This is a genomic window from Klebsiella africana (assembly GCF_020526085.1).
In the GTDB taxonomy this organism is placed as follows: domain Bacteria; phylum Pseudomonadota; class Gammaproteobacteria; order Enterobacterales; family Enterobacteriaceae; genus Klebsiella; species Klebsiella africana.
Genome location: NZ_CP084874.1, coordinates 4,559,664 through 4,584,800, shown reverse-complemented (window position 1 = coordinate 4,584,800; position 25,137 = coordinate 4,559,664). Strand labels below are relative to the sequence as shown.

Annotated in this window: 19 protein-coding genes, 1 tRNA gene and 3 rRNA genes; 15 read left to right on the top strand and 8 right to left on the bottom strand. The window is 57.5% G+C overall.

What is annotated here, in order from left to right; translation table 11 throughout:
• Nucleotides 1-104 precede the first annotated feature (104 nt).
• The 5 genes from LGL98_RS22060 (at nucleotide 105) to LGL98_RS22040 (ending at nucleotide 6,081) form a co-directional block, all read left to right on the top strand.
• Nucleotides 105-1,644: ribosomal RNA gene (locus tag LGL98_RS22060) — 16S ribosomal RNA — on the top strand.
• Between the two features lie 85 nt (nucleotides 1,645-1,729).
• Nucleotides 1,730-1,805 (top strand) — tRNA-Glu (locus LGL98_RS22055).
• A gap of 178 nt (nucleotides 1,806-1,983) precedes the next feature.
• Nucleotides 1,984-4,885: ribosomal RNA gene (locus LGL98_RS22050) — 23S ribosomal RNA — on the top strand.
• Nucleotides 4,886-5,074: 189 nt separating this feature from the next.
• Nucleotides 5,075-5,190, top strand: a 5S ribosomal RNA gene (rrf, locus tag LGL98_RS22045).
• Together the 16S, 23S and 5S rRNA genes with 1 tRNA gene alongside form the textbook arrangement of a ribosomal RNA operon.
• A gap of 573 nt (nucleotides 5,191-5,763) precedes the next feature.
• On the top strand, nucleotides 5,764-6,081 hold the full coding sequence (locus LGL98_RS22040) for a hypothetical protein (RefSeq protein ID WP_073901503.1): 318 nt from the start codon (nucleotides 5,764-5,766) through the stop codon (nucleotides 6,079-6,081).
• Nucleotides 6,082-6,121: 40 nt separating this feature from the next.
• Here LGL98_RS22040 and LGL98_RS22035 read toward each other — a convergent pair whose 3' ends face one another.
• The 4 genes from LGL98_RS22035 to trpS all read right to left on the bottom strand — a co-directional run bounded on the left by LGL98_RS22035 (nucleotide 6,122) and on the right by trpS (nucleotide 12,368).
• Nucleotides 6,122-7,246 carry an ABC transporter permease gene (locus LGL98_RS22035; protein ID WP_136031590.1) on the bottom strand — a complete coding sequence of 375 codons (1,125 nt, stop codon included), beginning with the start codon at nucleotides 7,244-7,246 and terminating at the stop codon, nucleotides 6,122-6,124.
• Nucleotides 7,246-9,990, bottom strand: a complete 2,745-nt coding sequence (gene rbbA / locus LGL98_RS22030) for a ribosome-associated ATPase/putative transporter RbbA (protein ID WP_136031469.1) — start codon at nucleotides 9,988-9,990, stop codon at nucleotides 7,246-7,248. Before rbbA ends, LGL98_RS22035 begins: the two co-directional genes overlap by 1 nt.
• Nucleotides 9,987-11,054 (bottom strand): HlyD family secretion protein, encoded by a 1,068-nt coding sequence (locus tag LGL98_RS22025; RefSeq protein WP_136031471.1) that lies wholly within the window; start codon nucleotides 11,052-11,054, stop codon nucleotides 9,987-9,989. The genes rbbA and LGL98_RS22025 overlap by 4 nt, the downstream gene beginning before the upstream one ends.
• A 306-nt stretch (nucleotides 11,055-11,360) precedes the next feature.
• Nucleotides 11,361-12,368, bottom strand: coding sequence for a tryptophan--tRNA ligase (gene trpS, locus LGL98_RS22020; RefSeq protein ID WP_136031473.1), 1,008 nt, complete (start codon nucleotides 12,366-12,368; stop codon nucleotides 11,361-11,363).
• A gap of 503 nt (nucleotides 12,369-12,871) precedes the next feature.
• Between trpS and LGL98_RS22015 the strand changes: the two genes are divergently transcribed.
• Genes LGL98_RS22015 through LGL98_RS22000 form a run of 4 tightly spaced genes read left to right on the top strand, consistent with a single transcriptional unit; the run spans nucleotide 12,872 to nucleotide 17,307 of the window.
• Entirely contained in the window at nucleotides 12,872-13,855 is a 984-nt protein-coding gene (locus LGL98_RS22015; protein ID WP_002887349.1) for an autoinducer 2 ABC transporter substrate-binding protein, read from the top strand.
• A gap of 50 nt (nucleotides 13,856-13,905) precedes the next feature.
• On the top strand, nucleotides 13,906-15,390 hold the full coding sequence (locus LGL98_RS22010; protein ID WP_136031475.1) for a sugar ABC transporter ATP-binding protein: 1,485 nt from the start codon (nucleotides 13,906-13,908) through the stop codon (nucleotides 15,388-15,390).
• Nucleotides 15,383-16,354, top strand: a complete 972-nt coding sequence (locus tag LGL98_RS22005; protein WP_136031476.1) for an ABC transporter permease — start codon at nucleotides 15,383-15,385, stop codon at nucleotides 16,352-16,354. Before LGL98_RS22010 ends, LGL98_RS22005 begins: the two co-directional genes overlap by 8 nt.
• Nucleotides 16,351-17,307 carry an ABC transporter permease gene (locus tag LGL98_RS22000; protein ID WP_136031478.1) on the top strand — a complete coding sequence of 319 codons (957 nt, stop codon included), beginning with the start codon at nucleotides 16,351-16,353 and terminating at the stop codon, nucleotides 17,305-17,307. The genes LGL98_RS22005 and LGL98_RS22000 overlap by 4 nt, the downstream gene beginning before the upstream one ends.
• A gap of 36 nt (nucleotides 17,308-17,343) precedes the next feature.
• On the opposite strand, the gene LGL98_RS21995 is transcribed toward LGL98_RS22000, so the two are convergent.
• A complete protein-coding gene (locus tag LGL98_RS21995; protein WP_136031480.1) occupies nucleotides 17,344-18,126 on the bottom strand; it encodes an NAD(P)H-dependent oxidoreductase in 783 nt (260 codons plus the stop codon).
• A gap of 86 nt (nucleotides 18,127-18,212) precedes the next feature.
• Here LGL98_RS21995 and LGL98_RS21990 point away from each other — a divergent pair, with 86 nt between their 5' ends.
• Entirely contained in the window at nucleotides 18,213-19,121 is a 909-nt protein-coding gene (locus LGL98_RS21990; RefSeq protein ID WP_136031482.1) for a LysR family transcriptional regulator, read from the top strand.
• Complete coding sequence (fosA, locus tag LGL98_RS21985) at nucleotides 19,115-19,534, top strand: FosA5 family fosfomycin resistance glutathione transferase (RefSeq protein WP_100698680.1); 420 nt, start codon at nucleotides 19,115-19,117, stop codon at nucleotides 19,532-19,534. Before LGL98_RS21990 ends, fosA begins: the two co-directional genes overlap by 7 nt.
• Nucleotides 19,535-19,605: 71 nt before the next feature.
• On the opposite strand, the gene LGL98_RS21980 is transcribed toward fosA, so the two are convergent.
• Nucleotides 19,606-21,018, bottom strand: coding sequence for an aminotransferase-like domain-containing protein (locus LGL98_RS21980; RefSeq protein WP_136031485.1), 1,413 nt, complete (start codon nucleotides 21,016-21,018; stop codon nucleotides 19,606-19,608).
• Between the two features lie 177 nt (nucleotides 21,019-21,195).
• Here LGL98_RS21980 and LGL98_RS21975 point away from each other — a divergent pair, with 177 nt between their 5' ends.
• The 4 genes from LGL98_RS21975 (at nucleotide 21,196) to LGL98_RS21960 (ending at nucleotide 24,118) form a co-directional block, all read left to right on the top strand.
• Nucleotides 21,196-21,360 carry a DUF1127 domain-containing protein gene (locus tag LGL98_RS21975; RefSeq protein ID WP_008807599.1) on the top strand — a complete coding sequence of 55 codons (165 nt, stop codon included), beginning with the start codon at nucleotides 21,196-21,198 and terminating at the stop codon, nucleotides 21,358-21,360.
• 165 nt (nucleotides 21,361-21,525) lie between these two features.
• On the top strand, nucleotides 21,526-21,990 hold the full coding sequence (locus LGL98_RS21970; RefSeq protein WP_087805803.1) for a MarR family winged helix-turn-helix transcriptional regulator: 465 nt from the start codon (nucleotides 21,526-21,528) through the stop codon (nucleotides 21,988-21,990).
• 6 nt (nucleotides 21,991-21,996) lie between these two features.
• Nucleotides 21,997-23,064 carry an HlyD family secretion protein gene (locus LGL98_RS21965; protein WP_002887394.1) on the top strand — a complete coding sequence of 356 codons (1,068 nt, stop codon included), beginning with the start codon at nucleotides 21,997-21,999 and terminating at the stop codon, nucleotides 23,062-23,064.
• A complete protein-coding gene (locus LGL98_RS21960; protein WP_136031488.1) occupies nucleotides 23,054-24,118 on the top strand; it encodes a DUF2955 domain-containing protein in 1,065 nt (354 codons plus the stop codon). Before LGL98_RS21965 ends, LGL98_RS21960 begins: the two co-directional genes overlap by 11 nt.
• On the opposite strand, the gene LGL98_RS21955 is transcribed toward LGL98_RS21960, so the two are convergent.
• Together LGL98_RS21955 and yjiL are read right to left on the bottom strand one after the other, a co-directional pair.
• Entirely contained in the window at nucleotides 24,115-24,369 is a 255-nt protein-coding gene (locus tag LGL98_RS21955) for a putative Se/S carrier protein (RefSeq protein WP_136031491.1), read from the bottom strand. The genes LGL98_RS21960 and LGL98_RS21955 overlap by 4 nt on opposite strands.
• Entirely contained in the window at nucleotides 24,366-25,133 is a 768-nt protein-coding gene (gene yjiL / locus LGL98_RS21950) for a putative 2-hydroxyacyl-CoA dehydratase activator YjiL (protein WP_136031493.1), read from the bottom strand. The genes LGL98_RS21955 and yjiL overlap by 4 nt, the downstream gene beginning before the upstream one ends.
• Between the last annotated feature and the right edge of the window lie 4 nt (nucleotides 25,134-25,137).

Sequence of the window (25,137 nt, the reverse complement as noted above, 5' to 3'; positions counted from 1 at the left end):
AAAGTGACATGGATTCTTAACGTCCTCGGACGAAAAATGAATACCAAGTCTCTGAGTGAACATACGTAATTCATTACGAAGTTTAATTCACGAGCATCAAACTTAAATTGAAGAGTTTGATCATGGCTCAGATTGAACGCTGGCGGCAGGCCTAACACATGCAAGTCGAGCGGTAGCACAGAGAGCTTGCTCTCGGGTGACGAGCGGCGGACGGGTGAGTAATGTCTGGGAAACTGCCTGATGGAGGGGGATAACTACTGGAAACGGTAGCTAATACCGCATAACGTCGCAAGACCAAAGTGGGGGACCTTCGGGCCTCATGCCATCAGATGTGCCCAGATGGGATTAGCTAGTAGGTGGGGTAACGGCTCACCTAGGCGACGATCCCTAGCTGGTCTGAGAGGATGACCAGCCACACTGGAACTGAGACACGGTCCAGACTCCTACGGGAGGCAGCAGTGGGGAATATTGCACAATGGGCGCAAGCCTGATGCAGCCATGCCGCGTGTGTGAAGAAGGCCTTCGGGTTGTAAAGCACTTTCAGCGGGGAGGAAGGCAATAAGGTTAATAACCTTGTTGATTGACGTTACCCGCAGAAGAAGCACCGGCTAACTCCGTGCCAGCAGCCGCGGTAATACGGAGGGTGCAAGCGTTAATCGGAATTACTGGGCGTAAAGCGCACGCAGGCGGTCTGTCAAGTCGGATGTGAAATCCCCGGGCTCAACCTGGGAACTGCATTCGAAACTGGCAGGCTAGAGTCTTGTAGAGGGGGGTAGAATTCCAGGTGTAGCGGTGAAATGCGTAGAGATCTGGAGGAATACCGGTGGCGAAGGCGGCCCCCTGGACAAAGACTGACGCTCAGGTGCGAAAGCGTGGGGAGCAAACAGGATTAGATACCCTGGTAGTCCACGCCGTAAACGATGTCGATTTGGAGGTTGTGCCCTTGAGGCGTGGCTTCCGGAGCTAACGCGTTAAATCGACCGCCTGGGGAGTACGGCCGCAAGGTTAAAACTCAAATGAATTGACGGGGGCCCGCACAAGCGGTGGAGCATGTGGTTTAATTCGATGCAACGCGAAGAACCTTACCTGGTCTTGACATCCACAGAACTTAGCAGAGATGCTTTGGTGCCTTCGGGAACTGTGAGACAGGTGCTGCATGGCTGTCGTCAGCTCGTGTTGTGAAATGTTGGGTTAAGTCCCGCAACGAGCGCAACCCTTATCCTTTGTTGCCAGCGGTCCGGCCGGGAACTCAAAGGAGACTGCCAGTGATAAACTGGAGGAAGGTGGGGATGACGTCAAGTCATCATGGCCCTTACGACCAGGGCTACACACGTGCTACAATGGCATATACAAAGAGAAGCGACCTCGCGAGAGCAAGCGGACCTCATAAAGTATGTCGTAGTCCGGATTGGAGTCTGCAACTCGACTCCATGAAGTCGGAATCGCTAGTAATCGTAGATCAGAATGCTACGGTGAATACGTTCCCGGGCCTTGTACACACCGCCCGTCACACCATGGGAGTGGGTTGCAAAAGAAGTAGGTAGCTTAACCTTCGGGAGGGCGCTTACCACTTTGTGATTCATGACTGGGGTGAAGTCGTAACAAGGTAACCGTAGGGGAACCTGCGGTTGGATCACCTCCTTACCTTAAAGAACCTGCCTTTGTAGTGCTCACACAGATTGTCTGATGAACGTAAAGAAGCAAGGCGTCTTGCGATTGAGACTTCAGTGTCCCCTTCGTCTAGAGGCCCAGGACACCGCCCTTTCACGGCGGTAACAGGGGTTCGAATCCCCTAGGGGACGCCACTTGCTGGTTCGTGAGTGAAAGACGCGTGCCGATATATCTCAAAACTCATCTTCGGGTGACGTTTGAGATATTTGCTCTTTAAAAATCTGGATCAAGCTGAAAATTGAAACGACACACTGTTTAAGTGTGTTCGAGTCTCTCAAATTTTCGCAATCTGAAGACATCTTCGGGTTGTGAGGTTAAGCGACTAAGCGTACACGGTGGATGCCCTGGCAGTCAGAGGCGATGAAGGACGTGCTAATCTGCGAAAAGCGTCGGTAAGGTGATATGAACCGTTATAACCGGCGATGTCCGAATGGGGAAACCCAGTGCAATTCGTTGCACTATCGTTAACTGAATACATAGGTTAACGAGGCGAACCGGGGGAACTGAAACATCTAAGTACCCCGAGGAAAAGAAATCAACCGAGATTCCCCCAGTAGCGGCGAGCGAACGGGGAGCAGCCCAGAGTCTGAATCAGCTTGTGTGTTAGTGGAACGGTCTGGAAAGTCCGACGGTACAGGGTGATAGTCCCGTACACCAAAATGCACAGGTTGTGAACTCGAAGAGTAGGGCGGGACACGTGGTATCCTGTCTGAATATGGGGGGACCATCCTCCAAGGCTAAATACTCCTGACTGACCGATAGTGAACCAGTACCGTGAGGGAAAGGCGAAAAGAACCCCGGCGAGGGGAGTGAAAAAGAACCTGAAACCGTGTACGTACAAGCAGTGGGAGCACCTTCGGGTGTGACTGCGTACCTTTTGTATAATGGGTCAGCGACTTATATTCTGTAGCAAGGTTAACCGTATAGGGGAGCCGCAGGGAAACCGAGTCTTAACTGGGCGTTAAGTTGCAGGGTATAGACCCGAAACCCGGTGATCTAGCCATGGGCAGGTTGAAGGTTGGGTAACACTAACTGGAGGACCGAACCGACTAATGTTGAAAAATTAGCGGATGACTTGTGGCTGGGGGTGAAAGGCCAATCAAACCGGGAGATAGCTGGTTCTCCCCGAAAGCTATTTAGGTAGCGCCTCGTGAATTCATCTTCGGGGGTAGAGCACTGTTTCGGCTAGGGGGTCATCCCGACTTACCAACCCGATGCAAACTACGAATACCGAAGAATGTTATCACGGGAGACACACGGCGGGTGCTAACGTCCGTCGTGAAGAGGGAAACAACCCAGACCGCCAGCTAAGGTCCCAAAGTCATGGTTAAGTGGGAAACGATGTGGGAAGGCCCAGACAGCCAGGATGTTGGCTTAGAAGCAGCCATCATTTAAAGAAAGCGTAATAGCTCACTGGTCGAGTCGGCCTGCGCGGAAGATGTAACGGGGCTAAACCATGCACCGAAGCTGCGGCAGCGACACTATGTGTTGTTGGGTAGGGGAGCGTTCTGTAAGCCTGCGAAGGTGACCTGTGAGGGTTGCTGGAGGTATCAGAAGTGCGAATGCTGACATAAGTAACGATAAAGCGGGTGAAAAGCCCGCTCGCCGGAAGACCAAGGGTTCCTGTCCAACGTTAATCGGGGCAGGGTGAGTCGACCCCTAAGGCGAGGCCGAAAGGCGTAGTCGATGGGAAACAGGTTAATATTCCTGTACTTGGTGTTACTGCGAAGGGGGGACGGAGAAGGCTATGTCATCCGGGCGACGGTTGTCCCGGTTTAAGCATGTAGGCTGGTTATCCAGGCAAATCCGGATAATCAAGGCTGAGGTGTGATGACGAGGTACCACGGTACTGAAGTGACAGATGCCCTGCTTCCAGGAAAAGCCTCTAAGCATCAGGTAACATTAAATCGTACCCCAAACCGACACAGGTGGTCAGGTAGAGAATACCAAGGCGCTTGAGAGAACTCGGGTGAAGGAACTAGGCAAAATGGTGCCGTAACTTCGGGAGAAGGCACGCTGGTGTGTAGGTGAAGTCCCTGCGGACGGAGCTGAGACCAGTCGAAGATACCAGCTGGCTGCAACTGTTTATTAAAAACACAGCACTGTGCAAACACGAAAGTGGACGTATACGGTGTGACGCCTGCCCGGTGCCGGAAGGTTAATTGATGGGGTTATCCGTAAGGAGAAGCTCTTGATCGAAGCCCCGGTAAACGGCGGCCGTAACTATAACGGTCCTAAGGTAGCGAAATTCCTTGTCGGGTAAGTTCCGACCTGCACGAATGGCGTAATGATGGCCAGGCTGTCTCCACCCGAGACTCAGTGAAATTGAACTCGCTGTGAAGATGCAGTGTACCCGCGGCAAGACGGAAAGACCCCGTGAACCTTTACTATAGCTTGACACTGAACATTGAGCCTTGATGTGTAGGATAGGTGGGAGGCTTTGAAGCGTGGACGCCAGTCTGCGTGGAGCCAACCTTGAAATACCACCCTTTAATGTTTGATGTTCTAACGTCGACCCGTAATCCGGGTTGCGGACAGTGTCTGGTGGGTAGTTTGACTGGGGCGGTCTCCTCCCAAAGCGTAACGGAGGAGCACGAAGGTTAGCTAATCCTGGTCGGACATCAGGAGGTTAGTGCAATGGCATAAGCTAGCTTGACTGCGAGCGTGACGGCGCGAGCAGGTGCGAAAGCAGGTCATAGTGATCCGGTGGTTCTGAATGGAAGGGCCATCGCTCAACGGATAAAAGGTACTCCGGGGATAACAGGCTGATACCGCCCAAGAGTTCATATCGACGGCGGTGTTTGGCACCTCGATGTCGGCTCATCACATCCTGGGGCTGAAGTAGGTCCCAAGGGTATGGCTGTTCGCCATTTAAAGTGGTACGCGAGCTGGGTTTAGAACGTCGTGAGACAGTTCGGTCCCTATCTGCCGTGGGCGCTGGAGAATTGAGGGGGGCTGCTCCTAGTACGAGAGGACCGGAGTGGACGCATCACTGGTGTTCGGGTTGTCATGCCAATGGCACTGCCCGGTAGCTAAATGCGGAAGAGATAAGTGCTGAAAGCATCTAAGCACGAAACTTGCCCCGAGATGAGTTCTCCCTGAGACTATAAGTCTCCTGAAGGAACGTTGAAGACGACGACGTTGATAGGCCGGGTGTGTAAGCGCAGCGATGCGTTGAGCTAACCGGTACTAATGAACCGTGAGGCTTAACCTTACAACGCCGAAGATGTTTTGGCGGATTGAGAGAATTTTCAGCTTAGATTCAGAGTCCGAAGGATTTTGCGCTGAGACAAGGCGGCAAACGAGGCGATGGAAGGAGCATACATAAGTATGTGACTGACACTCGCGAGAGCAGCCAACGCAGTATGAGCGCAAAAGACACAGGACGAGCACAAAGAATTTGCCTGGCGGCACTAGCGCGGTGGTCCCACCTGACCCCATGCCGAACTCAGAAGTGAAACGCCGTAGCGCCGATGGTAGTGTGGGGTCTCCCCATGTGAGAGTAGGGAACTGCCAGGCATCAAACAAGTGAAGAGCCCATCCTGCCGGATGGGCTTTTTGCGTTTCTGTCGTCCGGCCAGCGTGCCGGCATGCCTCCCCCGGTGGCGCTGCGCTTACCGGGGCTACAAAACCGTAGCCCGGACAAGGTGCGCAGCACCGCCTTTATTACTTCGCAAAATAGCGTTACTAATGCTCGTGGCGTGGTTACCCGGATGGTGAATTTATCGGATGATACAAGTCGGAAAATAATTATTAGTAGCTACGATTAATATTATTTCTCTATTTCAGCGCCATTATATTGTGCCCCGGTAAAATAATGATGCGGCCTCTTCCTCCCGCAAAATAACGTGTTTACGCTACATAAAAAATATTTCCGTGACTGGATACTTCGCTACCGGATGTATTGTGGCGAACGGTATGCGTCTTCCCTGTTTTTGTCTAAATGAGCTTTATCATTAACACTTTGTTAACTTGATCTGGTTTATATGGCAGCAAATTTGATATACAAAGGGGGATGATTGCCTGTATGGATGCTGCCCGAAATACCTTGCGAGACATGTGCAGGTTTCGGCTGGCAATATGAGAATAGAAATGAAAATCCTGCTTACCTGGTCGCCATTGCGCCAGCTCTTCACTTACATTCAGGAGCGCTTTACCTTTCTGGTGCTGCTCTGCTGGCCAGCGATTATCTGGCTGTTCTGCCGGGTCGGCGTGTGGCTCACCGATAACGTGTATGAGCTGTTGGGAAAATCACCCGCGCAGTCCTTCACCGTCTACCTGCAGCCGTTTATGACCCCCGGCACGCTGCTGCGCATCTCCATCAGCTGGGTGGTGTTGCTGTTCATTCTCTTCAGTATGGCGATGGCCTTCACCTGGGGTTTACGCCGCTTTATGAACCGCCACAAATAAACTATTGGGCCGCCGTAAGTCGACGGCTCTTCTTAAGCCTTTATGCCATCTCACCGATAGTCTTACGAAAACGCAGCAGTGCGATAGTAAAAAACACTCCGCCGATAGCCAGCAAGGTTAAGAACTGCGGCCAGACGATGGCGAAACTGGCGCCGCGGTACAGTATCGCCTGCGCCAGGCTGACGAAGTGGGTAGTCGGCATGGTCAACATAATATCCTGAACCAGCTGCGGCATACTTTCCCGCGGCGTGGATCCGCCGGAGAGCATCTGCAGCGGCAGTAATACCAGAATCATCAGCAGCCCCAGCTGCGGCATCGAGCGGGCGAGAGTGCCCATAAAAATGCCGATCGAGGTAGTGGCGAACAGGCTGAGCGCTACCCCCAGCATAAAGAGCGGAATCGAGCCTTCGATGGGCACCTGCAAAATCCCTTGCACCATCAGCACCAGCGACAGCCCGGACACCAGCAGTACCACCAGACCCATCGACCAGATCTTGGCCAGCATAATTTCAAACGGCGTGACCGGCATTACCAACAGGTGCTCTATAGTGCCATGCTCCCGCTCGCGGATCAGCGCCGAACCAGTGAGGACAATGGCCAGCATGGTGATGTTATTGATGATCGCCATCACCGCACCAAAGCGCTCCTGCTCAAGGTTAGGATTAAAACGCATCCTTACCGCCAGCTCTACCGGCAGCACGCTGTTATCCCGATAGCGGGCGACAAAACTGTTTACTTCACCGGTGATAATATTCTGGATATAGCCGTTGCCGGTAAAGGCCTGGCTCATGCGCGTGGCGTCGACGTTAACCTGCACTTCCGGCTGGCGGCCAGCCAGCACATCGCGCTGGAAGTTAGGTGGAATATTGATGGCAAAGGTGTAGCGCCCGGCATCCAGCCCGGCGTCCATCTCATCGGCGCTGATCAACTCTGGTTCGAGAAACCAGGGACGATAGAAAGCGTTAATGATGCGTGAAGAGAGCTGCGATTTATCCATATCAGCAACCGCGATCGGCGCCAGGTGCAGCGAACCAGGCATCACCGTGGCCGAAGAGTATACCGATACGGTAAACGCAAACACGATCAGCGCCAGCATCGCTTTATCACCGAGCAGGCTGCGCAGCTCTTTGACGCCGAGGTTATAAATATTGCGTAATCCGCGCATCATCCCTCCTGCTTCTTCAGCAACAACACGCTCAACCCGAGCACCAGCGGCACTGCAATCAATAACGGGATAAAGGAAATCCACAAATCGCTGAGGTTAAGCGCTTTAGAGAAAGTGCCGCGGGCGATAGTCAGGAAGTGGCTGGTTGGGTAGATTTGCCCAATCCAGCGCCCGGGGCCTTCCAGCGAGGCCACCGGATCGATCATCCCGGAGAACTGGGTTGCCGGGATCAGCGTAATAATCGCGGTACCGAAGATGGCGGCGATTTGGCTCTTCATAAAGGTGGAGATCAGTAGCCCCAGACCGGTGGCGATGGTGACATACAGCAGCGCCGCCAGGGTCAGCGTCAGGAAGCTGCCCTTATGCGATACGCCAAAGACAAAGACCGACAGCGCGCACAGCAGAAAGAAGTTAAACATCCCCAGTACGATGTAAGGCACCTGCTTGCCGAGCAGAAATTCGCTGCGGGTGGTCGGCGTTACGTACAGGTTGATGATTGACCCGAGCTCTTTTTCACGCACTACGCTCAGCGCGCTGAGCATCGCCGGGATCATCATCAACAGCAGGGGGATAACCGCCGGAACGATGGCCGGCAGGCTCTTCACATCCGGGTTATAGCGATAGCGGGTTTCGATGGAGATGAGCGAGGTATCCCGCTGCGGGCTGCTCTGCCGGCCGGCCATCTCCTGCAGCCAGGCCAGATGCATCGCCTGCACGTAGCCGCGCACAGTTTCCGCGCGGTTTGGCATTGCGCCGTCCACCCACACGCCGATTTGCACCGGCGTGCCGCGGGCGATATCGCGACCAAAGTTCGGCGGGATCTCTATCGCCACCGCCAGCTCACCGTCGCGCATTCGTCGGTCGAGTTCATCATAGCTGTGCAGCGGCGCCTGTTCGATAAAGTAGCGTGAGCCAGCGAGATTCTGCGACCAGCCCTGGCTGCTGAGAGTTTGATCGCGGTCGAGGACGGCAAAGCGCAGATCCTCGACGTCCATGCTGATCCCATAGCCCATGATAAACATCAGGATCACCGTTCCCAGCAGCGCCAGCGTCGATCGCACCGGATCGCGGCGCAGCTCCAGCGCCTCGCGGCGGCTGTAGCTAAACAGGCGCTGCAGACTGAAGGCCTGGCGTGGCGTCGTGCCTTCGGGATGAGATACGGCGGCAGGTGCGGGTTCCTCAGGCACCGCGGCAGTCGGCTGAGCCTCTTTGAGCCAGGCGATAAACGCCTCTTCCAGACTGGCGGCACCGCGCTGCTCGACCAGCGCCTGCGGTGTATCGCTGGCCAGCACCTTGCCGGCGTGCATCAGCGAGATGCGATCGCAGCGTTCCGCCTCATTCATAAAGTGGGTGGAGATAAATATAGTGACGCGATCCTGTCGCGCGAGGTCGACCATCAGCTGCCAGAACATATCGCGCGCCACCGGATCGACGCCAGAGGTCGGCTCATCGAGGATTAGCATCTCCGGGCGATGGATGACCGCTACCGCTAACGACAGGCGCTGACGGATCCCCAGCGGTAGATCGGCGGGAAGCGCGTCTTCAACGTCGGTCAGCATAAAGCGCTCGCTCATTTCCGCCACCCGGCCGGGGATGTCGCCGTCCGGAATATGGAACAGGCGGGCGTGCAGTTCGAGGTTTTGCCGCACGCTCAGTTCGCTGTAAAGCGAGAAGGCCTGCGACATATAGCCCACCCGCTGGCGGGTGGCGATATCCTTCGGGTCGACCGGCTGGCCGAACAGCCAGGCTTCCCCTTCGCTGGCGGGCAACAGGCCGGTGAGCATCTTCATGGTGGTGGATTTGCCGCAGCCGTTAGAGCCGAGGAAGCCAAAGATTTCGCCGCGGGCGATGCGGAAATTAACGTGGTCGACGGCAACAAAGTTGCCGAAGCGCATGGTCAGGCCCCGGGCTTCGATGGCGATCTCTTCTTCGCGGCTGTCGCGCGGCGGGATGACTACGGCCTTATGCGCCTGGCGCTGCGCTTCCGGCAGCAGGGCGATAAACGCCTGCTCCAGGGTCTGGCTGCCGGTCTGGGCTTTGAGCTCCTCGGCGCTACCGGTTGCCAGCACCTCGCCGGCATTCATCGCCACCAGCCAGTCGAAGCGCTCGGCCTCTTCCATGTAGGCGGTGGCCACCAGCACGCTCATCTCCGGCTGGCGCTGACGAATATTGTCGATAAGCTCCCAGAACTGCGCCCGGGAGAGCGGGTCGACGCCGGTGGTGGGTTCATCGAGGATTAGCAGTTGCGGGTCGTGGATCAGCGCGCAGCACAGGCCGAGCTTTTGCTTCATCCCACCGGAGAGCTTACCCGCCGGGCGATCGCGAAACGGCGCCAGCCCGGTACTCTGCAGCAGCTCGTTGATACGCAGGTCGCGCTCGGCTTTATCGTGGCCGAACAGGCGGGCGAAGAAGTCGACATTTTCATACACCGAGAGGGTGTGATAGAGGTTTTTCCCCAGCCCCTGCGGCATCCACGCGATTTTCGGGCACACCTCGCGGCGGTGATGCACATCGCGCATATCGCCGCCAAGCACCATCACGTTCCCCTGCTCGATGGCCCGCGCCCCGGCGATCAGCGAGAGCAGGCTCGATTTGCCGACGCCGTCCGGGCCAATCAGGCCAACCATACGCCGTGCCGGGATCGCCAGACTGATATCGCGCAGTGCGATGGTGGCGCCAAACTGCTGACCAACGTGTTCCAGCAGGGCGACGGGGGGCGAGGTATCCTGCGGCGTCAGTTTCATTGCGGCAACCTCACCACCAGGGCTTCAGGCCAGGGTTGTTGTTTATCCAGCCGTACGTAAGCCATACCGGGCAGGCCGGTTTTGACATACTCCAGGTGCTGCGCTAGCAGCTCCGGTGGGATACGCGCTTTGACGCGGAACATTAGCTTAAGGCGCTCGTCGCTGGTTTCTACCGTTTTCGGCGTGAACTGGGCGACGCTGGCGACAAAGCTGATATTGGCCGGGATCACCAGATCCGGCGCGGCATCAAGGATCAAGCGTGCTTCGCTGCCGATTGCCAGCAGACCTGCCTGTTCGGTGGGCAGAAAGAAGGTCATATAGACATCGGCGAGATCGACCATGTTCAGCACCCGGCCACCGGCGGCCAGGACTTCGCCTGGCTCAGCGACGCGATACTGAATGCGGCCATCGCGGGGGGCTTTCAGCTCGCTATCGTCAATATCGGCGAGGATCCGCCGTTCGGTCGCCTGGGCGGCTTCGACGCGGGTTTGCGCCTGAATAATGCTGGTGCGAGCGGCTTCGATGGCGGCGCGGGCGGCGGAGACCTGGGCTTTCGCCGATTCCAGCGCCGCGCGGGCGCTCTCTGCGGCCGCACGGTCGTCATCCAGCTGCTGGGCGGAGACGGCGCCGCGCTGGGAGAGAGTGTTTGAGCGGACATGGCGTTTCGCCGTGGAGTCCAGCTCCGCCTGACGCTGCTTCACTACCGCTTCGCTGGCACGCATTTCACTTTGTCGCTGATCGAGCAAAGCTCTGGCGGCTAAGACCGCGCTTTCCGCCTCCTTGATTTGTGCGGCGGCTTCCAGACGCTGCTCGTTCAGTACGCGCGTATCCATCCTTGCGAGGACGTCTCCCCGACGCACGAACTGGCCCTCTTTGACCAGAATCGTGTCGATACGCCCGGCGATTTTACTGGCAATATCGACTTCGGTGGCTTCGATTCGACCGTTGCTGCTGGCAAAACCCGCCGGAAGTCCCGGCGGGCGGAGCAGCCACCATGCGGCGGCGGCGAGCACCACCAGTAAGCCGACAAAATACCCTGCCCAACGTTTCTTTATTTTGTCCATACGCGACTCGCTTGATTCCCTGTGCTGAGTGATACGCGTGTCTCCTCCGGCGGGCGGAGCGTCCTTCTTGCGAAGGACGAAAAAGTGGAGGGAGGGCCGCTGACGCCGCGCTCTGCCGCGCCGATGCGCAGCCGAACGCTGGGCTACTTATGTGGTCATCATCAGCGATCCTGGCCTTAATGAAACACGCATAGTGAGAGCTACCGTTAACGCGATAGTAACAGCCGGGGTAATATTGTCCATACGAAAGGCGGGGTCTTGTCGGTGTGTTAACAAAAATACTCACACAGAGGATATTTCATCACCTCAGAACAGCACCGGCAGCCCCAGCCCGCGCTTCACCTCATGCAGCGTCTGCTGCGTGAGGTGGTGGGCGCGCTCGCTGCCCTGACGCAATAGTTCCAGCAGCATCCCTTTATCTTGAATAAAGGTGGCCCTGCGTTCGCGGATCGGCGCCAGTAGCGCCTGCAAGCAGGTCTCCAGCTCATTCTTACACTGTCGATCGCCCAGCCCGCCGCGCTGATAGTGGGCTTTCATCTCTGCCACTCGCGCTTTATCGTTATGGAAAGCATCAAGGTATGTGAACACCACGTTGCCCTCGACATGACCCGGATCGCTGACTCTCAGGTGCGTCGGGTCGGTATACATCGCGCTGACCGCACGGTGGATCTCCTCTTCACTGGCCGATAAGGTCAGCGTATTGCCCAGCGATTTCGACATTTTGGCGTTACCGTCGATGCCCGGCAGGCGACTCACGTCGCTGAGTAGCGCCTTGCAGTGGCGCAGCGCCGGTTCGCCGGTCAGGCTATTCATTTTGTGGATGATCTCATTGGTCTGCTCAATCATCGGTAGCTGATCGTCGCCTACCGGTACCAGCTCGGCTTTGAAGGCGGTGATATCGGCGGCCTGGCTAATTGGATAGGCGAGAAAACCCACCGGCAGCGAGCGGGCGAATCCTTTCTGGGCAATCTCATTTTTGACCGTCGGGTTACGCTCCACGCGGGCGACGGTGACGATGTTCATATACAGCGCGCTGAGCTCCGCCAGCGCCGGCAGGGCGGACTGCAGGCAGATCGTCGTTAGCCCGGGGTCGATGCCGACCGCCAGATAATCGGCCATGACTTCGAGGATATGGTGGCTGATTTTTTGCGGGTTGCTGCCGTTGTCTGTGAGTCCTTGCAGGTCGGCGATCAGGATAAACTGCTGGTGGTTATGCTGCAGCGCGACGCGCTGACGTAGCGAGCCAACGTAGTGGCCCAGATGCAGCTGGCCGGTCGGGCGGTCACCGGTGAGAATGGTTTGCGGATGGTTCATCAGAGACTCCTTATCAGACTGTTCAGCCGAAAGACGTCCTGAAAACACCAAAGCCGCCTTCCGACGGCTTTAAAATGGAAACGTGTATCGTGCCGCCTGTTATGCAGGCAGCCACCAACGGCGGGGACTGGTTACGATCGCGTTTCTGTTCATAGGGATTATCCTGCCACGGAAGGGGCTGGAGGCGCAATCAAAAATCACATACTTTTCCTGATGTTATTTATGGGATTGTTTTTCGGTAAATAACGAAGCTGGAAAAATATATTTTCTCTGCGACCCGATCATTATTCTGGAACAACAAACTATGTTGCATGTTTTTTGTGAAAAAGCTCACGTCACAGGATTATAGTATTATTATCCATATTTATAGCTGGATATTACCTGTCTGCTGTTACAGCTTGTGTTTATTCTCTTCTAAATTATTAACATTATTACAATTTATATCTCTTTTTCCGCTTTGCGTCATACCCCTGTCTGACTACAACGTATTGAGGCTAATTATTATGCATAAACGTCTGGTCGTTAATATTTTTTCATCCTTGCTGTTGGGGGCTGCGCTTATTTCCGCGCCGGTATATGCGGCGGAAAAAACCGTAGTCAATATTTCAAAAGTGGACGGCATGCCGTGGTTCAACCGGATGGGAGAAGGGGTTGTCCAGGCCGGGAAAGAGTTTAACCTCAACGCCTCCCAGGTTGGGCCGTCCAGCACCGATGCGCCGCAGCAGGTAAAAATTATTGAGGACCTGATTGCACGTAAAGTGGATGCCATCACTATCGTGCCTAACGATGCCAACGTGCTGGAGCCGGTATTCAAAAAAGCCCGTGACGCCGGCATCGTGGTGCTGACCAACGAATCGCCCGGGCAGCCGAGCGCCAACTGGGATGTGGAGATCATCGATAATGAGAAGTTCGCCGCTGAATACGTGGAGCATATGGCCAAGCGGATGGGTGGCAAAGGCGGCTACGTTATCTATGTCGGTAGCCTTACGGTACCGCAGCACAACCTGTGGGCTGACCTGCTGGTGAAATACCAAAAAGAACATTACCCGGATATGCATGAAGTCACCCGTCGAATGCCGGTGGCGGAAAGTGTCGATGATTCCCGCCGTACCACGCTTGATCTAATGAAAACTTACCCGGATCTGAAAGCGGTGGTCTCCTTTGGTTCGAATGGCCCGATTGGCGCGGGGCGCGCGGTGAAAGAGAAGCGTGCGAAAAACAAAGTCGCGGTCTACGGGATGATGATCCCCTCGCAGGCGGCCTCTCTCATTAAGAGCGGCGATATTACCGAAGGCATCACCTACGATCCGGCGACAGCCGGCTATGCCCTCGCGGCCGTCGCCAGCACCCTGCTGAACGGCAAAACCATTGAGCCGGGCTTCGAACTGAAAGAACTCGGCAAAGCGGAGGTCGATAGCGACAAGCATATTATCCGCTTCCATAAAGTGCTGCTGGTGAATAAAGACAATATTGATTCGCTCTACTAATCCATCTTCCGGGGCGCCTGGCGCCCCGGCTTAACCTGCCAGGGGATGCTATGGAACCTTTCCTTTCCCTTCGTCACGTCAGCAAAACCTTCCACGCCAACCGTGCGCTCAATGATATCAGCATCGACTTTCTGCCTGGAGAAGTGCACTGCCTGGCCGGGCAGAACGGTTGCGGGAAGTCGACGTTGATCAAAATTATCTCTGGCGTCTATCGCCCGGATGAGGGCGCAGCGATGACGCTGGGTGGCAAGACGTGGCCCAAACTGACGCCAGCGGCCTCTGTCGCCCATGGGATCCAGGTGATTTATCAGGATCTGTCGCTGTTTCCCAATCTCAGCGTGTGGGAGAACATTGCCATTAACCACTATCATCGCGGCGTGCTGGTGAAGCGCAGCGAATTGCGACGCAGTGCGGAGCAGGCGATGCGCAGTATTAACGTCTCGCTGCCGCTGGATGCCACCGTGGAGTCGCTCTCCATCGCTCGCTGTCAGCTGGTGGCTATCTGCCGCGCGCTGGCGCAGGATGCGCGGCTTATTATTATGGATGAACCCACGGCCTCATTGACCCATCAGGAAGTGGAGGGACTATTGCATGTGGTGCGCCAGCTGCGTGAGAGGGGGATCTGCATCGTCTTCGTTAGCCACCGTCTGGAAGAGGTCATGGCCGTATCGGACCGCATCAGCGTGCTGAAGGATGGCAATCTGGTCGGCACCTTGCCGGCGGCAGAGGTAACCACCCGCCGGCTCGGTTTTCTGATGACGGGCCAGGAGTTCGACTATCAGGCGCGCGATCTGTGGCAGGGGCAGGGCAGCACGCCAGTGCTGGAGGTGCGCAATCTCTGTCGCAAAGGGGAATATCACAACGTCTCCCTGAAGGTCGAAGCCGGAGAGGTGGTGTCGATAGTCGGCCTGTTGGGCGCCGGGCGAACAGAGCTGTGCCTGAGCCTTTTCGGCATGACCCGCCCTGACAGCGGCGAGATCCTGATAAATGGCCAGCCGGTGCGGTTGCGCAGCAACCAGGATGCTATCCGCCACGGTATTGGCTATGTCTCTGAGGACCGTATGTCGCGCGGCCTGGTGATGAGTCAGTCGATTGAAAACAACATCATCAGCACCGTGTTTCATAAAGTGAAAGGCGCTTGCGGACTATTGAGTGACAGTAAAGCTCAGCAGCTGGTCGCAAGAATGGTCAACGCGTTGACCATTAAGGCGCCGGATACGCATCTGCCGGTGAATACCCTCTCCGGCGGCAATGCCCAGCGCGTCTCTATCGCCAAATGGCTGGCGATCTCTCCTAAACTGCTAATCCTCGATAGCCCAACGGTGGGGGTGGATATCGCAAACAAAGCCGGGATCTACCATATCATCAGCGATTTGGCGGCCCATGGCATCGCCGTGCTGATGATTTGCGACGAGATCGAAGAGGCGTGGTATCAGAGTCATCGTATTCTGGTGATGAAGCAGGGCGAGCTAACTCATAACTTCCTGCCGGACAGCAGTACCCAGCAGCAGATAGCGGAGGTGGTCAATGGCTAATCTGTTGAAACAACATGAATTCTGGTTAGGTATGTTCATTATTGCGCTGTGCCTGCTGCTGGGCTGGCGCAGTGAGGAATTTTTCACTTTCGGCAATCTTTACGACCTCGCCAATAACTATGCGATGCTGACCATTCTCGCCTGTGGTTTGTTCGTGGTGCTGATCGCCGGCGGGATTGATATCTCCTTCCCGGCTATGACCATTATCGCCCAGTACGGCATGGTGGTGATGCTGCAAAAAGTAGGCGGCAACTTCGCGGTGGCTTTTGTGCTTGCTGGCGGCATCGGCGCGCTGCTGGGGCTGGTGAACGCGCTGTTGGTTAATCGTCTGCGGGTGCCCTCGATCATTATCACCATTTCTACGCTCAACATTTTCTACGGTTTGCTGCTGTGGTTAAGCAAAGGTGTCTGGCTCTACGATTTCCCTCCGTGGTTTGAACAGGGGGTCATGCTGTTCAAATACACCGATGCCGATGGTTACGACTACGGTCTGGGGCTGCCGCTGCTGACGATGATCGCGGTGGTGCTGTTAACCGCGTTTATCATGAATTTCACTACCGTTGGCCGCAAGATCTACGCCATGGGGGGGAACCGGGAATCTGCCAGCCGCATCGGCTTCAGCGTGCTCCGCCTGCAGTTGTTCGTTTATGGCTATATGGGGCTGATGTCGGGTGCCGCGGGTGTCGTGCAGGCGTGGACGGTGATGACCGTCGCGCCGGATTCACTGCTGGGCTATGAGCTGACGGTGCTGGCGGCGGTGGTGTTGGGCGGCACCAGCCTGATTGGCGGGCGCGGAACCCTCACCGGTACGCTGCTGGGGGTGATTTTACTGGCGGTGATGCAGAACGGCCTGAACCTGCTGGGGGTTTCTTCCTACTGGCAGACCCTGATCACCGGGGCCATCATCGTCGTCAGCATCAGCGTAACGGCATGGAGCCAGCATCAGAACCGGAGCTTGTTATGAAAAAATCGTGGCGCAACAACGTTGAGTTTTACCTGATCGGCCTGCTGCTGCTGACGGTTATCGCCTTTAGCATCGCCATGCCAAACATCTTCTGGTCTGTCAGCAATTTTCAGTCAATTGCCTCGCAAATGCCGGTGCTGGGGATCCTGGCGCTGGCGATGGCCATGACCATGCTTTGCGGCGGCATTAATCTGTCAATTATCGCGACGGCTAACGCCTGCTCGCTGGTGATGGCCTGGGTGGCGACGAGCTATCCGCCGGGGGGCGCTACCGCGCTGGCGACGCTGCTGGCCGGCGGAGGGGCGGCGATGATCATTGGCCTGTGCAACGGGATACTGATCGCCGGGATCCGCGTTTCGCCGATCCTGGCTACCCTTGGCATGATGACCCTGCTCAAGGGGATCAATATTCTGATCACCGGCGGCAGCGCTATCGCTAACTATCCGCAGTGGGTGCTGTGGCTGAATCACGCTCAGTGGTTCGGTATTCCGCTTCCAATGTGGCTTTTTGCGGTGGTGGCGGTTGGGCTGTGGGTGCTGTTGGAGAAAAGCCCGCTGGGTCGGGCGATCATGTTGATCGGATCCAACGAGCGGGCGACCCATTATTCCGGGATCAATACCCGGCGGGTGTTGATGTGGGTCTATGTCATCTCGGCCCTGCTCTGCGCGGTGGCGGCGTTTCTGATGATGTCGAAGCTGAATTCAGCCAAAGCGTCTTATGGAGAATCGTATTTGCTGGTGTCGATCCTCGCGGCGGTGCTCGGCGGCGTGAATCCGGATGGCGGTAGCGGGCGCATCGTCGGGATGGTGCTCGCGCTGTTCTTGCTGCAGATTATTGAGAGTGGGTTCAATATTCTCGGTATCAGCCCCTATCTGACGATGGCGCTGTGGGGCGTGTTGCTGCTGTGCTTTATCCAGGCGCGAGGCATGCTGGGCCTGGAGAGAGCCGGGTAAATGACCCGTCCTCGGGGGCGAGGACGGGGTAATCAGTTATTCGCTACGCAAATGCACCGCCAGACCGCTTTGCCCCGGCGCCAGCTCCGGGCGCAGCGTCAGCGACGGGATCAGATAATCGCCATGATTTTGCCGACGGAATGGAATTGGCTCGGTTTGCCACAGCCTGTCCAGCCGCTCGGCCAGGGCGGCGCATTGGTCGGCGAACTGCGTGGCGTCGGTTTTGTCCGTGCGGTAGAGCACCAGCGGCGGAAGCACCTCGAAGCCGGGATAGAACAGCATGCCGTGCTGAATGGGGAACAGGATGTCGTCGATGGGGCCGTTGATCCCGCGCGGTGAATAGTGTTCCGCCCAGCCGCCGGCGGTGACGATCAGCATCGCCCGTTTGCCGACGAAGGTGCCTTCCCCGTAGCGATCGCCCCAGTGGCGGTCGCTGTGCTCGCCGACGCCATAGGCAAAGCCCCAGGCGTACACCCGGTCGATCCAGCCCTTCATGATGGCGGGCATCGAGAACCACCATAGCGGAAACTGGAAAATCACCGTATCGGCCCACAGCAGCTTTTCCTGCTCGGCTACGATATCCGCACTTTGGGTTCCTTGTTCAAAGGCCTGTTTTGAATCGAGGGTCGGACGCCAGAACTCGCCGACCGGCGGGGAGCCGCTGTCGTCGGCGTCATATCCGGCCTTCCAGCGCATGGCGTAGAGATCGGAGACCTGCACTTCGTGGCCCGCCTGCTGCAGATGGCGGATGGCGAAATTTTTCAGCGCGCCATTGAGCGAGCGCGGTTCCGGATGGGCGTAAATCAGCAGTACTTTCATAACATCACCTCTGGCGTATGGAGAGCTGCAGAGTAGGAAAGCTGACGCTATAGTAGAAATTAATTACTTAAATTCCAGGTATAGTCGTGATTAATTTACAGCGTCTGGATCTTAATCTGCTGCGCACCCTGGATGTGCTGCTTAGCGAAAACAACGTTACCCGGGCGGCGCAGCGGCTGAATCTGTCGCAGCCATCGGTCAGCATTCAGCTCGCCAGGCTACGGGAGATTTTCGCCGATCCGCTGCTGATGCCGGGCCCGCGCGGCATGCAGCCTACGGCCCGCGCCGATGAGCTTCGCCAGCCGCTGCGCGCTGCGTTAGCCGCGCTGGAGCAGGCGGTGGCGCCGGTCAGCCCTTTTGAACCGGCCACGGCGGCGGAGACCTGGCGGGTGGCGGCGACGGACTATATGGCCTCGGCGATCCTCTTGCCGATGCTGGCTGAGTTACGCCAGGCCTCTTCCGGCAGTCGGCTGGCGGTATTCGAACTGCAGCCGGCGCGGCTGGAGCAGCAGGCGGCCAGCGATACAGTCGATCTCTTCTTTCATACCCGCGAGGGCGCGCCGCCGGGGCTGCATCAGCGCCTGCTGTTTCGCGAACGCTACGTGCTGGCTGGCCGGGCGGAACATCCGGCGCTGCAGCGCGGCCTGAGTCTGAAGACGTTTTGTCAGCTGGAGCAAGTCGTTGTCTCCCCGGACGGGGGCGGCTTCAGCGCGGCGACCGATATCGCGCTGGCGAACCTCGGGCTGACGCGGCGGGTTGTCCTTTCCGTGCCACATTTCTTGTTTATGCTGGAGACCCTGCGCAATAGCGATCTGGTGGCGGTGCTGCCGGAGCGGCTGGTGCGCGGGCAGAGCGGGCTGGTGGTGGTCGAGCCGCCGCTGGCGGTCGCCGGCTTTGAGATGCTGATGCTGTGGCACGAGCGCTGGCATCGCGACCCGGCGCATCAATGGCTGCGCCAGTTCATCGTGAATTCACTGGAGGAACAGACATGCTGAGTGGACTGAATCACCTGACCCTGGCAGTCAGCCAGCTGGCGCCGAGCGTGGCGTTTTATCAGCAGCTGCTGGGCATGACGCTGCACGCCCGCTGGGACAGCGGCGCCTATCTTTCCTGTGGCGATCTCTGGCTGTGCCTGTCGCTGGATCCGCAGCGGCGCGTTACCCCGCCGGAGGAGAGCGACTACACCCATTATGCGTTTAGCATCAGCGAGGCGGATTTCGCCCGCTTTGCCGCCCGCCTGGAGGTTGCCGGCGTGGCGGTCTGGAAGCTGAACCGTAGCGAAGGCGCTTCGCACTATTTCCTCGACCCCGACGGCCACAAGCTGGAGCTGCACGTCGGCAGTCTCGCCCAGCGGCTGGCCGCCTGCCGCGAACAGCCGTATAAGGGGATGGTGTTTTTTGATGAGTGACAGGGCGTTGCAGACACGAGATCACCCATAGCCCCGGTAAGCGCAGCGCCACCGGGGAGAACAGGTTAAATTCACTCCATCGCCACCTTCACTGCTTCTCCCAGCTTCACCATCACCGCTTTATGTTTCTCGGTCGGCGGCAGGGCGCAGTTGATCCTGACGCAGTTGCGATACTTGCCCGCTGCCGAAAACAGCGAGCCCGGCGCGACCTGGATCTTCAACCGGCACAGCTGCTTGGCGACGCAGACCATATCGACCTGCTCCGGGAGCTCAACCCACAGCATAAAACCGCCCTTTGGCCGGGTGACGCAGATCCCGCACGGGAAAAATTCCCGCAGCCAGCAGGTGTAGATCTCGATATTGCGCTGATAGATCTGCCGCATCCTCCGCACGTGGCGGTGGTAGTGGCCTTCGCGAATAAAATTACAGGCCGCCAGCTGAGTGGAGGGGACGTTGGTCCCGCTGGCGGCGTACTTCATCTGTAGCAGCTTGTCGTAATAGCGCCCGGGGGCGATCCAGCCGATACGCAGCCCGGGGGCGATGGTTTTGGTAAAAGAGCTGCAGAGCATCACCCGGCCGTCGATATCCCAGGAGTGAGTGGTGCGTGGGCGTGGATACTCGGTGGCCAGCTCGCCGTAAATATCATCCTCGAAAATAACGATATCGTAGCGCTGGGCAAGGTTCAGCACCGCGCGCTTGCGGGCGTCCGGCATGATAAAGCCCAGCGGGTTGTTGCAGTTGGGCACGAGGATCACCCCTTTGATCGGCCACTGATCCAGCGCCAGCTCCAGGGCCTCAATGCTGATCCCGGTTTCCGGATCGGTGGGGATCTCAATGGTCTTTAATCCCAGCCCGCGCAGCATCTGCATGGTGCCGTAGTAGCAGGGGGATTCCACGGCGATGATGTCTCCTGGCTGGCACACCGACAGCAGGGCCAGCGACAGCGCGCTGTGGCAGCCGCTGGTGAGCACCAGATCGTCGGCAGTCACCACCGACCCGCCGTCGAGCATCAGGCGGGCGATCTGCTCCCGTAGCTCGCGACGCCCGGCCAGTTCGTCATAGTTCAACACCTCAGTGAGGTTGTGCTGGATAGCCCGGCTCAGTTCGCGCCAGATGGGCTTCAGGCTTGGCTGCGTCACGTCCGGCGAGCCGCCGCCGAAGGGGATGATCGTTTTATCGTAGCGGGCGTCGAGCATGGTTAGCACCTGATCCCATTGGGTGATCTCCACCGGCCGTTGCACCGGGCGCGACATCGGCGGCACCGGCGGCTGGGCCTTGCGGGGGGCGACGAAATAGCCCGATCGCGGCTGCGGCACAATCATTTGCTGCTGCTCAAGTAACTGATAGGCCTGCTGGACGGTACTGATGCTGACGCCATGTTCCTGGCTGAGGCTGCGCACCGACGGCAGCTTTTCACCATGGCGGTACAGGCCCTGTTCAATACGTTCAGCCAGCAGCGTAGCGAGATGTTGGTAGCGGGTCATGCTGTATCCTTAATTGCCGCCATACAGATGGAATAACCAGTACAGAGGGGCGTAAAAATTGGGGTCTGCTGTACGTTTTAGCCAATCTGTATGTTAAAGAAAAGTGTTTTGTGAATCTGTATTCCTTATCCCCAAATCCGTGAAGATAAAGCCTCTGGCAAGGTGAGGAGGTAGAGGATGGAATTTCACGAGAACAGGGCAAGACAGCCATTTATCGGTTTCGTATTGCTGGTGCGGTTTATCAAAAAATGGTGGCTTCAGGAGCAAACGCGCAGAGCTTTGCAGCGAATGAGTGACGAACAGCTGAAAGATATCGGTCTGCGTCGGGACCAGATCAATTAAAACGTGCGGTTTTTTTACAGGCAAACCTTCTTCATTATCCCGGTGAGCGCAAAGTGCCGCCGGGATACATTCACGAAATTTATCAATTGATGCGGCACGACCTTCCGTTTCTTGATACTTACCCTGATAAGTATTATTTTCTTCTCAACAATGAGAGGAAAAGCTGTGACCGAAGACGACCTGTTTGCCCGCCGCCCGTTGGGGATGAGAATGGCTATGGTGGTGCGCCAGTGGCGCGCTATTATTGACTCCGCTATCACCGATACCGGACTCACCCAGTCCAGCTGGACGGTGCTGATGCAACTGCATCAGCTGGGAGACAATGTCTCAGTCAGCGAACTGGCGGAGGTACAGGGTATTGAACTGCCGCCGCTAATGCGCACCCTCTCATTACTGGAAAAGCAGGGCTATCTGGTGCGTTCCACATCGCCATATGACAAACGCATTCGCCTGCTGGCGCTGACCGCCGAGGGGCGGGCTATTCTGGAAAAACTGAGCTGCGTGATCGAGACCTATCAGGAGCGTGTAACCCAGACCATCCCGGAAGCCGACCTCGCCACATTCAGCGCTACATTAAATCAAATCGCCTGCCGTTTGCGGAATATCCGCGAAGAAGATAACAAGATCTAACATACTATGATGACGCCTGAACAAAAATTTGCCCGCTGGGTACGGGTGAGTATTGCCGCTTTTCTGGGAATATTCGCCTGGTTTATCGTTGCCGATATTTGGATCCCGTTGACGCCGGACTCCACCGTCATGCGCGTGGTGACTCCGGTATCGTCGCGGGTCTCCGGCTATGTCTCGCACGTTTACGTGCACAACAACAGCCAGGTAAAAAAAGGCGACCTGCTGTATGAGCTCGACCCAACGCCATTCATTAATAAAGTTGAAGCGGCGCAAATCGCCCTTGAGCAGGCGAAACTGAGCAACCAGCAGCTGGACGCGCAAATCGCCGCCGCGCGCGCCAACCTGCGCACCGCACAGTACACCGCGCGCAATGATAAGGTCACCCTCGATCGCTATCAGCGCCTGAGTACCATGCAGAACGTCTCGCAGTCTGACCTCGATAAGGTGCGGACCACCTGGCAGACCAGCGAACAGTCGGTCTCGGCGCTGAATGCGCAGATCCAGAACCTGCTGATCCAGCGCGGCGAGCGCGACGATAAGCGCAACGTCACTCTGCAGAAATACCGCAACGCGCTGGAGGAGGCGCAGCTGAACCTGGCCTGGACCAAAGTGCGTGCGGAAACTGACGGCATGGTCAGCAACCTGCAGTTGAACCCGGGGATCTACGCCACCGCGGCGACGGCTGTGCTGGCATTGGTTAACAACAATACCGATATCGTCGCCGACTTCCGCGAAAAAAGCCTGCGCCACACCGCGGTGAATACCGATGCGGCGGTGGTCTTTGACGCCCTGCCGGGGCAAGTCTTTCCGGCGCACGTCACCAGCAGCGATGCCGGGATTCTGGCGGGGCAGGAGGCGGTGAACGGCCAGCTGTCGCAGCCGGAGCAGTCCACTCGTTGGGTGCGTGACGCCCAGCGGATGCGTATTCATGTCGCGCTGGATCAGCCGCTGGACAAACCGCTGCCGACCGGCGCCCGCGCCACGGTGCAGCTGTACAATAGCGAGGGACCTTTCGCCCGCACCTTCGCCGGCCTGCAGATCCACCTGGTGAGCTGGTTACACTATGTCTATTAATACCCTGGCGCACGTCTTTACGCCGCACGGCAATATCGTCTACACGGCGAATGATTTTCGCCAGACGGTGCGTATCGCCGTGGCCGGGACCATTGCGCTCAGCATCTCCACTTTCTACGACGTGCAGTACGGCGTATTTTTTGTGGTGTATCCGCTGATGCTGATGTCGCTGGTGCCGATGTTTAACCGCCACGTCGCCTGCCAGTTTGTGTTCAGCGCAGCGGTGAACTGCGTCGAAATGGTGCTAATTGTCGGCTATTTGTCGCAGTGGCCGGTGATCATGACCCTGGTGGTGTTTGCCCTGTATGTGATGCGTTTCCGCTTTATGAGCCAGGGGCCGCTGTTTCTGCTGGGGTCGATGGGGGTGGTGTGCCAGAGCACGATGCTCAACTTTATGAGCTACCCGACCAGCAACTGGCACACCCTGATGTTCTCCAACATGGAAGCGTGCGTGCTGGCGGTGGCGCTGAGCGCGCTGCTCCACTATCTCATTCCGGACGTCGAGCCGCGCAAACCGCCGCCGCGGATTGAGAAAGACGCCGCCCGCATCCGTCATGAGTCGCTGCTCTCCGGTACGGTGGCGACGATCATCTTTGTAGTGTTTCAGGTATGCGATCTCAGCGACTCGCTGTCGGCGCTGATGGCCGGGATCCTGATCCTGTTCCCGATGCACTATCGCGGGGCGGTGATCAGCTCGATCTGGCGCGTCGTCGGGGTGGTGCTGGCCTGTCTTTATATACTGGTGGTACAGCTGATTATCTATGATTTCAGCAACCACATGATCCTGATGATGCCGCTGATTGGTCTCGGGCTGGCCTTCAGCGCCCGCCTCCACGTGATGGAGAAAGTGGGGGCCGGGGTGGGCTTCGCCAGCATCACTACCATCGGCATTATGTTCGGCCAGAACCTGCATCCGTATCAGGATCTGGTGTTCAGCGATCTGTACCGCATCACCTCGGTGACGGTCTCGCTGGTGGTGACGCTGACCCTGGTCTTTCTTATGCACCGCCTGCTGAACTGCTTCGCGGCGACGCGCTTTGTGGTGAGCGATTAACCTGCTGATGGGAAGGTGGCGAGACAGCGCCACGCTTCCCCGTCCTGCTGATACAACGCCGCCGTCTGTTCCGGGATGATCCAGGCTCGCGCATCGGCTTCCGTCCCCTCCAGCAGGATGCACAGCCCGCAGCCGCTGCGCAGCTGGCGGGGTATATCTTTGACCTTGAAGGCCACTCCCGCCGCTTGCAGGGCTTTGCGCATTCGCACTACTCCCACCGTGGAATGAAATAAAAACAGAAACGTTGTCATCCGCGCCTCCGCTGGCGCTGGCCGATCAGCGCCGCGCCGATCGCCCCGGCGAACTGGGCGTCGGGATGGGTCGTCACCGCCATACCGACATGCGTTTCCAGCATCCGGGCAAAGGTGGCGCAGTGGCTGACGCCGCCAGTAAACAGCAGCGGCCCCTGCGTCGATAAGCGGCCAATAAAGTTTGCGCTGCGCCGGGCCATGGCGTTAATCACCCCCGCCAGAATCGCCTCCGGCGCGACGCCGGCCGACCGCAGGCTGATGACCTCCGATTCGGCAAACACCGTGCACATGCTGGTAATGGCGTGCGGCTCGACGCCGTCGGTAATGGCGTCCAGTTGTTCGACGCTGGCGCCGAGGGTGCGTGAAATGACTTCCAGAAAGCGCCCGGTGCCGGCGGCGCATTTGTCATTCATCAGGAAGTCGCTGAGGTTGCCCCCAGCGTCCAGCTGGATAACTTTGCTGTCCTGGCCGCCGATATCAATCACCGTGCGGGTGTCCGGCGCCAGCAGGCGGGCACCGAGGCCGTGACAAGAGATCTCCGTCACCTGCTTATCGGCAAAATCCACCAGCTGGCGGCCATAGCCGGTGAGGGTTAAAAAAGGCGTCTCCGTGAGGCCAGCGCGCAGTGTCTCCCAGGCCTCGTGGATGGCGTCGGCGGGGCGAAAGGGAGTGGGGCAGAGGAAGCGGCGCACGATGACGCCGTCCGCCAGCAGGATGCCTTTTGTGGCGGTGGAGCCGGAATCAATGCCAACCGTATAGTTCACGCCA